This window comes from Deltaproteobacteria bacterium, assembly GCA_016210005.1.
In the GTDB taxonomy this organism is placed as follows: Bacteria; Desulfobacterota; Binatia; order HRBIN30; family JACQVA1; genus JACQVA1.
On record JACQVA010000154.1, the window covers coordinates 1 to 10,750 of the forward strand.

The following is a 10,750-nucleotide window of genomic DNA, read 5'->3' on the forward strand; positions in this document are numbered from 1 at the left end:
AGATAGCGCTGCACCTGCTCGTCGCTGTATTGATCCGGGGACTGCATGAAGTACTTCGAGCCCCTTCACCCCGGCGACATAGGCCTCGACCGTGCGCTCCGACACGTCCGCCGGAAGCCTCTGGAGTGCGGGGACGTGGCGCACGTCCATGTCCCGCACCATCCGATCGCGTAACTCGCCCATGCTGGCCTCCTTGGGCGACGATGACCGGGCCGGCGACAATTGCCGCGTGTGATGGAGATCAGTCTGTCTCCTTAGGCAGTGCGGGTCACGAACAAAAACAGCGCTATGAAATCAGCAGGCAGACGCGAAAGTAGACACCACCGCGCAGCGGTTTAGTTCAACTGTACGTTGGCGTCGCGCTCGGCGTCCGCGTTGGCGTCCGCGTCGGGGTGCTGGTCGCTGTCGGTGCAACCCCCGGCGTTGCGGTCGGCGCTGAGGATCTGGGTGAGGCGGAAGTTCTCGGCTGCGCCGCCGTAGCTGCGCGCATCGGCCACGTTGTTGCCGTGGCTGATCTGTTCCGGCCGGCCGAAGACGTCGTAGCTCAGATCACTCAAGTACTCGGCGCTACCGGCAACGCGGCGCACCTGCCCGGCGGCGTCGTACTCGTAGGTGACGACCCCTGCTCCGTCCGACGAGTCCGTGCAATCACGGCACTAACGACGGCACAAGAGCACGAAGATCGGCTTGACTGGCCCGCCGGAAAGCCGGTTATCGCGCAGACGCAGAGACGCCAAGCCGGAGTTGGATGTAAACACCATCTCGGCTCCCCTGCGCGACTTCGCGTCTTGGCGCGAGAAGATCATCATCCCTCATCCCTCGCTCTTCATTCGTGCTCGCCTACCGCTGATCACTCAGCGCCATCGTGATCGTAGCTCCACGTGCCCTCGTCGCCGTCGGTGGTGGTGTAGGTGCCGGATGTGCCTTGCGCGTTGTGTGTGCCGGTGAAGGTGGCGAGCTGGCTGCCGGTATCATCGATGACGGCGCCGGTGACGGCGCTGCCGTCGATGCGCCCGCTGATGTTGCCCTCGCTGAACAGGCCGGAGCCGACCACGTTGAGCCGCCCGGTGATGCGGTTGTCGTCGCGGGTACGTTCGAGCTGCACAAACCACGGCAGCGCTTCCCGCCGTTGGCGCCGCTCACTCTGCCAGCGTCCACCACGGGTCAGCGCGACGAGCTTGCCGCGGCTCTCCTTCACCGCCACGATCCGGTCGCGGATGGCGTGGCGCGCTTGCACCGCCGCGTCGGCGTCGGGTGCTGGCCGCTGCTCCTGTCGCTGTAGCCACGCCCCAAAGTCGATCACGTTGCCGTCCTGTGCCTGCGCGATCAGCGCGATGGTCAACAAACTGAGCATCCAAGCAATGACTCGATTGCGGCTCATGCTTAAGCTCCTGTTCGCGTCTGAAATCCCATGCCCAAATGCCTGGATCTCACGGCTCCTTCTGCGGGGCACCAGGGACCAAGCGTGTCCCGCATAGCGTACAGCGCTCCGGCACCCGAACCGTCCAGATGAAAGTCTTTGTGCCGAAGAACGTGACGGGATTGTTCAGCACGGCTTTCCGGCACTGCGGGCAGCGCCGTGTTGTGACGTATGTACCCAGCGCAAACTGCAACACGAGCAGGACCAGTATGAATGCGGGGTGGACGAGGACAACAAGCGCAGCGATAAGCGCTAGAAGCGGCAGCCCCAAGATGGCAGTGGCGTAAATCCTTCGCCGAAGGTTCATGCGATTACCTCCCCCAGGCAGCGATGGTGCCGGTCGTGCTCAGCGACGTCGAAAGGCCGAACTGGGTAGCGCTTGGCCCGTAGCCAACGGTAGCGCCAACCAGTTCACCCGTTGTCGGATTGAAAAAGAAGCTGACGCTGAAGAACCCGGCAGTCATGTTAGCGTTCACCGTCGTTCCGGCAAGGTCACCGGCGACAAACCCGATGAAGAGATCGGCGGAGATGTTAAGGCCAGTCGTCGCCCCTCCGCTGCCAAACATGCCAGCAGCGCTCTCCGACCCAAGGAGGCCAGGGTTGACGAAGACGCCCCCACTGAGTTCGGCGCCCGTGATGGCGGTTGCGCTCCCGCCGGCGCCGACGAGGATGTTGACCCCGGATTGCTTAGGTGCGTCATTCACGGTCATGACCCCGGCGCCCGGCAATCCTTCGCCCACATCCACGTCAGTGCTATTCAGCATAGCAGCGAGTGCGGCGGCGCCATGGGCTCCGAACGAGTTCTCGGCCAACTGGGCCAAGCCGCCGAGAAGGGCGGCCAGTTGTTGGGTCGGCGACGCGGCCCGAAAGCCTGCGAAGTTGCCGCCGCTGCTAGCAGCCCTGGTTCCGTTGGGGCCACTGCTTCCGATGAGCCCGCGCATGGCCAGTAGTGTCACCCATGCAAGGCCCGTGACCGTGGTTCTGTAGTAGCTCTCGATGGGCATGCCGTAGTTCGTCGCGGCGATCAGCTCGCCCCCCAATCCAATGAACATCCCCGTCGGGTCGACGAACTTCACCGGATTCCACGCCACGTAGGCGAACGGGTTCATGTACTCACGCACCGGGTCGGGGCTGAGGAAGCGGGCGATGCGGGGGTCGTACATGCGGGCGCCGTAGTCGTACACTCGCGCGCGCCACTCCCAGCGCTGGCCGGTGTAGAGCTGCGCGGTCTTCTCTTGCCCGGCGCTGACCGCCGTGCCGGTGGTCGTGAACGCTTTCATCGCTCCGTAGGCATCATAGCGAAAATACTGCGCCGGGGTACCATCCGCACACTCCTCCCCCGCGGGGCGCTGGTAGCACGTCACCATAGTGGTGGAGCCGAGATGGTCGCTGTGCAGGAAGAATACCGGGAAGCTCGGCGGTGGTGCGCCGCCACCACCGCCACCGCCACCGCCGCCGCGCGCAGGGCGCACGCAGGTGAGCGGAGTCAGACTCAGGCCGAAGGCAACCGCCAGCACGATCACATGCCCGCGCCGGACGCGGCGAAAGACGCCGTGCCGCCCGATGGCTATCCCCAGCCGCGCACGCCCGGGCGTCAGATCGAGTACGATCACCACCAGCAAGAGCAGCGCGCCGAGCTTGGCGGCGTCTTCGGCAGCTAACGCATAGTGCGGGTAGATCAGCCCGCCGCCGCGCCAGACGTCGTCGAGTGTGCGCGCCAGTAGTGTCGGTTGCCCGCCGCTGTCGGTGCGCGCGAGCTGCGGGAAGCCGCCGCCGGAGGTCAGCGTGCTCTGCGCGATGCGCCGCCCGCCGGCCCAGACATAGCGCGTCAGGGTGCCGACCACGCCGGGCTGGTAATCGAACCAGTCACCAAAGGTGAACACCGGCACGGTGTCGTCACGGTGCGCCACCCGCGCTCCGCTGTAGTCGTGATAGTACGCGACGGTCGCGGTGCCGGCGGTGACGGAGCTGACGCGGCCTTCGAGGTCGTAGGCAATCGTGTGCGCGCTGTCGGCCCCGGTGCTGTCGGTGTCGGGCCGCCAGGTGAGCGCACCGTTGGCGTCGTACTGGTAGGTGCTCGCGCTGCCCGGCGGCGACGAGTAGCGGATGCGATGGGGCTGCGCCGTCTGGTGCGTGAAGCTGGGCGGATCACGCGTGATCAGGTTGCCGTAGTTGTCGTACTGGAAGTCGGTGGGCGCACCCCAAGTCGCCACCCCGTCGGCGCTCATCACCCGGCCGAGACCGTCGTAGGTGTAGTCCCAATCGTTGTCGCGACTGCTGCCCTGGGTGTAGGTGAAGCCCGTGGCGTAAGCGTTTGCGTCGCGGACGCCCAGCAGGTTGCCGCTGGGGTCATAGGGCCCGTAGCTGAATTGCTGATAGAGGTTGCTGCCGCCCTGCGCCCGGATCTCTTGCAGCCGGAACTGATTAGCCGGCCCAGCGGCGCCATCAGCATAGCTCCAGCGGTTGCTCAGCAAGGACGGCCCGTATGCCTGCGACAGCAAGCGCCCGAAGCGGTCGTACTGCGCATTGCTGAGATACACCTGCCCCGGCGTCGAGGCGGTGACCACGCGCCCGCCGGCGTCGTAGGTGTAGGTGAGAATCTCACTGGCGGTGTCGGTCGGGTAGTTGATGGTCTTGAGGTGATCGGCCGCGTCGTAAGTGCGCAGGAAGGTGAAGCCGGCGCTGAAGCCGGCGTCGATGGTGATGCGCTTGCTCGAAGCCGTCGCGCGCCCACGCGCGTCGTAGCTGAAGCTGGTCGAGCCGGTGTAACCGGTGGCGGCGCCGGGGCGATCGTCCACCTGGCAGAGCCGGCCGAGGCCGTGCTCGCACAGCGAGCCGGGGTTGGAGAGCTGCGGGTCGAGCGGGAAGTCGTAGTAGTAGGCCGCCAGCACCTCGGCGCCGGTGGCCGCCGGGCAGCCGCTATTGGCGGTGGTGGGGCAGAGGCCGTTGCCGGACCAGACATCGTCAGAACGGCCGTATTTGCACTGCAGGCGGTTGAGGGCGTCGTAGCAGAACTCGAGATGCTGTCCCGTCTTCGGATCGTCCTGGAAAAGCAGGTTGCCGGCGTCGTCGTAGCGGTACGTCCAAGTGCCGGAGTCGGGGTCGGTCAGTTGCGTGCGGCGGCCGAGCGAGTCGTAACTGAAAGTGACCGTGGTAGCGTTGCTGCCGCTATCGGCGGCGTTGGTGTAGGAGGTGGTGCCGGTGACCCGATCGAGGGCGTCGTAGGTCGTCGCCGTGCGCGCCTTGAGTGTCGGAGCCAAGTTGGTGCGCGCCTCGTAGCTGCGCACCTGGATGATCCGCCCCAAGGCGTCGCGTTCCTCCACTGATTGCCGCCCGGTGCAGGTGCTGGTGCAGGCGTTGTAGTTCTCATCGTAGGTAACGGTCTGGCCCGCGGTGTCGTAGTTGGCGGAGCGATACGTGCCGTCGGAGTTGGTGGTGCGGATGACGCGATCGAGGGCGTCGTAGGCCAAGCTGACAAAGCCGGCGTCGCCGGGCGCGCTTTCGTAAACGTCCACCGCCAGTGTGCCGGCAAACGCCGCCGCGCGACTGGCCACCCGCCCGGCGGCATCGAAGCTAACGGCATCGCTGACCACGACAGTGCTGCTGCCCTCGACCACCTCGTCGCGCTTGTTCTCCAGCGCCCGGCCGAGGCTATCGAAGAAAGCGTTTGTCTGGCGATAGCCGCCGGTAGCGGTGGGCTCACGCACAAAGGTGGCCACGCGGCTGGGTACACCCGCGCCTCCAAAGGTGTACTCGAACATGCGCCAGGGCGAGGTATCTAATGGCCGTGTCACCGCCAGTTGCCGGCCGAAGTCGTCATAGGTGATGCTGGTGGTATCCCCGTTGGCATCGGCGCGCGAGTGCAACTTGCCCCATTCGAGGTCGTACGCGAGCGTGACCGGCTGGCCGAGGGCGTTGGTGATCGTGGACGGGAAGATGCCGTAATGGGCGTCGTACTCGACGGTGGTGATGTTGCCGCGCGCGTCGGTGATGCGCGTGGGTTGTCCGGCAGCCGCGGCGCCGGCATCCACGCTCGGGTCGTAGGCGAGGGTGGCCGTGGTGATGAACGTGTCGGTGGTATCGAGCCACTCGCGAATAGCGGTGACATTGCCGTGGCTATCGTAGTCGAACTGCTTCTCGGCCAGGCGGGTGGCGGTTGAGACGCGCACGCTCGCGGGCCGATCACGGATGGTGTCTTGCGGGTTCAGGTTGCGGACGTAGCTGACGGTGGTCCAGACGGTGGGCAAGTTGGTGGCCTGCTTGGAGCTGAGTGTGAGGTTGTTGTCCTCGTCGTATTGCAGGAAGTCGGTGCGCAGCTGCTGCGTCGGGCCGGCGCCGGCGCTGTAGCTGGTGTCAGTGCGCGAGGCCAGGTGTACTTGCGTTCGCTCAGCGCTGAGCGGGGCAGCGCTCCAGCTGAACTCGCCGGCGCTGAACACCGGCTGGGTGCTGGTGGTACCGCGCAGCACACGGCGCACGGGTTTACCTTTGAAGGGGCGGGCGGCGGCACGCGCGTTGGCGTCGCGGATATCGCCCGGCTGCGAGTACTCGGTCAGAACGCGGCGGCCGGCGGGGTGGCTTTCCTCGACGAAGCGAAAGCCCGCGAACTCGCGCTCGTCGGGGTCGAAGTAGGGGCGCGAGTAGCGGTAGGTGCGGGTGAGCACATTGCCCGCGCCGGCAAAGCCGGTGTCGGTGGTGATGGTGCTGACCAGCCCGAGCGGGAAGGGCACGCTCATACAGTCGGTGCACTGCGCGCAGGTGCTGGCGGGGCAATCGAAGTTGTACTGGCAGATGTCGCCGGCGCTGGTGCCGCCGCAGGTTTGCAGCTGCGTGGCGAGGTCGGTCGAGACCACGTAGGTCGCACTCATGGTGGCGCCGAGGCCGTTGTTGATGGCGGTCAACACGCCCGCGCGCGGCGCGTCGGCGGGAACCACAAAGAGCGTGCTAGCGTCAATCGAGCTGACATAGTCCGCGCAGCCATCGCCGGTGAGGTCGCGCAAATCGGTGAAGACGACCATCGCTTTGCTGCTTGAGGTTCTGCTGATGTACGGCACGCTCGGGCTCGACTGCCAGGGGACGCCGTCATTGACATCGGCGAAGCCTTCACCGGTGTTGGTAAACACCGTCCACGGCTGAGTGCCGGCATCGACGTAATCGGGAAGCCCGTCGCCGTTCATGTCGTGCAAGCCGGTAGTAATGTGCACGCTCTCGCTCACCTCGTCGAAGTGTGCCTCTGCCAGGAGACGCGCTTCGCCCGATTGCGAGGGCGCCAGCCAAAAGGCCGGCGTGTCGGCAAAACCATGACCGGTATTCCAGAACACGTCCCAGTGGGCCGGCCCGGTAGCGATGTTTGGCTCCGAGGAGACAAGATCAGGCAGGCCATCCCCGTTCAAGTCGAACAGGCCTTTGGCCAAAGCCCTACCGTGCCGCCCCACTAGCGTCACGTTTGGCGGTACCCGCCACAGAACCGGGCCGCTGAAATCGCTACCATTGTTGCGGTGAAACGTACAGTATGGAAAGGTTGCTGAGGGCTTCTCACCGTTGTCCGTGGGTGTCGTGCACTCCAACAAGTCGGCTAGGCCGTCGCCGTTGATGTCACGGGGCTGGCCCAAGCTCGCACTCAAGAATTCAGGCTCGTCGAAATACCAAATTGGCTGCTGCCAGGGCGTGTTCGGCGCCAGGCCCGTGCCTGTATTTCGCTGCACATCCCAGAACTGCGATATCGGATCCTGAAGGGAAGGCGATAGAAGATAGTCTGGCAGCCCGTCCCCCGTAAGGTCGGCCCACTGCATCATGAAGCCACCGAACGGGTCGCGGACGTATCCGTACATCGGACTTGCGCCCCACGGCACCGGGGTTGCAAAACGATCGCCAAGATTACGCGCCACTTTGAAGTAGTTGCTCGGGCCCATAACACCTGCGAGTGCTACCTGCACCCAATCGGTGCGGCTATCCCCATCGGCATCCATCAACTCGCCGTAGTCCCAGCCAATCAGCACGCCATCAGTGCCGGCCATCCGCGGTTCGCCGAACGACATCGTACGCTCTGCCCCGAAAGCGTGGGTCGGTTGCTGGTAGGTGAAGGTGGTCGATGGAAACGCGCCGCCGTCGGCGCCGGCGCGGGTCACCTCGACCAGCTGGCTCCAGCCGGTGTCGGCGGCGGGTTCGTAGCGTAGCGTGTAGAGCGTGGTCGGCGCTTGGTATGTGCTCAGCCCGTCAACCCACACGCGGATAGTGGTCACGATGCCGGTGACGCGCTGCTCGAAGCCACCCACGAACGACGGCGCCTGGTCAGCCCGGCCCTCGTAATCCAGGTGAACGTGGAACCGGTGCGGGTAGCCCGCCGCCGGGTTGCCACCGTAGTCAACCTGGTACGGATACAACCCGCCATTGTAGGAATAGTCAATGCGGTTACCGTTGGTATCAACGACCGAGCTGAGCCCCCAGGAGAACGTACCGCCTGCGCTGTTCACATCCGCGCCCGTACGGGACAACGCCTCGGCGCCGTAGGTGTATTGCAGCCCACTCTTATCAGTCACCGTCCACTGATTGCTGGTCGTGTCGAACACGACCGTCAAGAACGCCTCCTCGACACTCGATCCGTAAGTGATCGTAGAGGGGCCGGTGCTCAAGATGGGGAAAGAGCATTGGGGGTCAAGCCTGGAAAGTGGTAATCAGGCGCGAGGCGACCTTCGCCACCTGCCTGTTGCTCTGCTGCAGTCGCTGCGCTCGTCGGATCGCCTTGCTCACCGCGAAATGTCCCACCCCGAAAGCCGCGCCGACCTCCCGCTGCCGCAGGCCGCACAGCTCCCACACCAGCCACATCGCCAGCGCGCGCGCCCAGCCCCCGCCCCGCCGCACAATCTCCTGCCGCGGTACCTTGGTCGCTCGAACCACTTGCGTGACCACCACCGACAGCGCCGGCCGGGCGCGCAGCTGCGCCCCGTGCGCTACCTCCAGGCCCATCCCCCGCTTGCTCACCCGTTGCCGCATCCGCTCCACCCAGCCCACCTCGCCCAGCAACGTCTGCCCCACCACCGCATCCCACGGCGCCGCCCGCCCCTGGCCCACGCCGTCGCGCAGGAATTGCCGATAGGCCCGCTGCGCCACGCTGCGCCGGCGCCCGAACTGCTTCAGCACACCCTCCACGCTGAGCCAGGACGCGGCCGGCTGCCGGCCCACATACGCCGCCGCGCTGCTCCACCGAAACTGCGCCGGGTCCGCGACCTCTCCGACCCGCACGGGATTGAGATGGATGTAGCGACTCAGCTCCACCAGATACGACTCCTTGTCCACCAGGATCGCCTTGTAGCGCCCCTGAAACAGGTGCCCGACGCGCCGGGAGCGGCGGTTGAAGTCCTGGGTATAGACCGCGTTGAGCTGGCGCAGCGCCTCGCTCAGATTCCCCTCCGGGGTTTCCACCAACAGGTGATAGTGGTTCCGCATCAGCACATAGGCATAGACAACCACACGATACCGCTCGACCACGGCTTGGAGTCGCGCCAGGAACTGCTTGCGATCGTGGTCGTCGCGGAAGATGGCCTTGCGCTCGTTCCCACGCGCGGTCACGTGGTAACAGGCCCCCGGAAACGCGATCCGTAGCGCTCGTGCCATCACAGATCGGTTACCAGGCCCACGCGGGCATGTCCACCGCTAATTCCCGCTTTCCAGGCTTGACCCCACTGCGGGGCTGAAGCGTGAACGCCTCGGCGGCCGCTGTCGAGATCAGAGGGTGGGCATCTGGCTGCTGCGCTTAACCACTCCAGCGCGATTCGGGAGAGCACAGACGTTTGTGCCGATTGGTGACGGACTCATCTTCTGTGTTGGGTTCGTCGTCGCTTGTTCCTAGGATCCGATCGGGACCTGGAGAGACCAGGCGATAGCCGCCCCCCAGCTTGGACTCGTACACGATCTCATTGCCCCACGCGTCCTTGGGAGACTTAGGCTTCACGTCCACCTCGAGAAGGGATTGTGGCAAGTGCCCTTCCGTTTCCTGGAAGTGTCGAACCGCTTCGTCCGCTCCGACCAACACCCACAGCGTGTAGCAGAGCCGGTCTCGTGCCCAAGCCTCTCGCGGCTTGCCGGCATCAGCGATCATGCCCCAGCGCGACCAGGCGTAGGCCGCCAGGACTAGCGATCCAACTCCGACGACTGCCAATAGTGCGATTGCGACGCGGCGCATCTCCGTTCCCCTCCTAGTAGTTGAGGGGCCCCCTGAGAACGCCGCGGTAGAGGTCTGGAGCCGTCGGATAGTTGGCCAGAATCTGCGCGCGACTTGGACCGATATAGCTCGACGCTTCTCCGAACCGATTGGCAAACACCTCGGACCCGCTCAACCCCGTGAATTGGTAACTCAACACGTGAAAGTATTCGTGCGCGAGTTGACCGCCGAGGTAGTTCGTCGGCAATCCGAGAGATCGCGTCGGGACGAAGATGTTGCCTTCTCGCGAGTACAGCTCCGCTCCCCCGAAGCGCTGCTCGTACGTATAGACCCGTCCCGAGTTCAGCGTCTCCTGTAATCCCTCTCCGGTCGGTGTGTAGGGAATCTCGTTGATGGATTGGTTGAGGATGCCGGCCTCTTTGGTTCCCGGCTGCACAACATTCTTCTGGGCAGTCCAATCGTCCACGTAGTCGCCGAGCTTCTGCCCGAAGGTCTCGTTTTCACCGCCGGCTCGGTGTAGTCCGCCATTTCCTCCTTGGGCGGCGCTTAGGAGATCATATGCGCCGAAAGCACTCAGGGCAGCGGCCACCGCTGCGGTCGCATACATGCCGTTATTGGCGGCCTGGTAGGCGCCGTACCCACCTGCCGCAACCCCGGTAGCCTGTAGTGCGGTGACGGTCATGGCGTAGGTCGCTGGCGAAACGGCAGCCTTCAGGACCCCTAGCCCGTATGCCCCAACTCCGGCCGTGGCAAGGCCGATCGCTCCTGTGATGGCGAAAGCCTTGAACGCTGCACCGACGTCGCCCGTGCTCACGCCCACATCGATCGCCGTGGCGGCGGCAGCGATCAGCACGATCGCAACAACGATGTCATCTAGACCGAAGATCGCCCCGGTAGGATCGGTGCCGTTGATTGGATCCCACGGCCCGTAGGCGTACGGATTGGCAAACTGGCGGGCGGGATCGTGGGTCAAGAACATCCCCAGCGCAGGGTCGTAGACGCGGGCGCCGGCGTATTGGAGGCCGCTGAGCGGCTCGGTGTCGTAGCCGGTGAACTCGCGGCAGTACCCGCCGTTGGCGCAGTCGTCACTGCCCCAGCGCCCGCGTGCCTCGCCGTAGGGTTTGTAACGGATGTACTCGACCGCCGCTCCGCTGCTGTCGGTGATCACCTGC

General features: G+C 65.1%; 6 protein-coding genes. All 6 read right to left on the reverse strand.

Annotation, left to right across the window (positions count from 1 at the left end):
• Positions 1-335: 335 nt before the first annotated feature.
• Positions 336-587 (reverse strand): hypothetical protein, encoded by a 252-nt coding sequence (locus tag HY699_14655; protein ID MBI4517045.1) that lies wholly within the window; start codon positions 585-587, stop codon positions 336-338.
• Between the two features lie 263 nt (positions 588-850).
• Positions 851-1,381, reverse strand: coding sequence for a hypothetical protein (locus HY699_14660; protein ID MBI4517046.1), 531 nt, complete (start codon positions 1,379-1,381; stop codon positions 851-853).
• Between the two features lie 350 nt (positions 1,382-1,731).
• On the reverse strand, positions 1,732-7,995 hold the full coding sequence (locus tag HY699_14665; protein MBI4517047.1) for a hypothetical protein: 6,264 nt from the start codon (positions 7,993-7,995) through the stop codon (positions 1,732-1,734).
• A gap of 76 nt (positions 7,996-8,071) precedes the next feature.
• Positions 8,072-9,031, reverse strand: a complete 960-nt coding sequence (locus HY699_14670) for a transposase (protein MBI4517048.1) — start codon at positions 9,029-9,031, stop codon at positions 8,072-8,074.
• Positions 9,032-9,170: 139 nt separating this feature from the next.
• Positions 9,171-9,599, reverse strand: a complete 429-nt coding sequence (locus HY699_14675) for a hypothetical protein (GenBank protein ID MBI4517049.1) — start codon at positions 9,597-9,599, stop codon at positions 9,171-9,173.
• 13 nt (positions 9,600-9,612) lie between these two features.
• The coding region (locus tag HY699_14680) for an RHS repeat-associated core domain-containing protein (GenBank protein ID MBI4517050.1) at positions 9,613-10,750 on the reverse strand (1,138 nt) is incomplete at its 5' end.

What these genes read in the sequence shown, in the direction of transcription:
- HY699_14670 (MBI4517048.1), bottom strand. Translation starts at nt 9,031, where the DNA reads ATGGCACGAGCGCTACGGATCGCGTTTCCGGGGGCCTGTTACCACGTG.
- HY699_14675 (MBI4517049.1), bottom strand. Translation starts at nt 9,599, where the DNA reads ATGCGCCGCGTCGCAATCGCACTATTGGCAGTCGTCGGAGTTGGATCG.
- HY699_14660 (MBI4517046.1), bottom strand. Translation starts at nt 1,381, where the DNA reads ATGAGCCGCAATCGAGTCATTGCTTGGATGCTCAGTTTGTTGACCATC.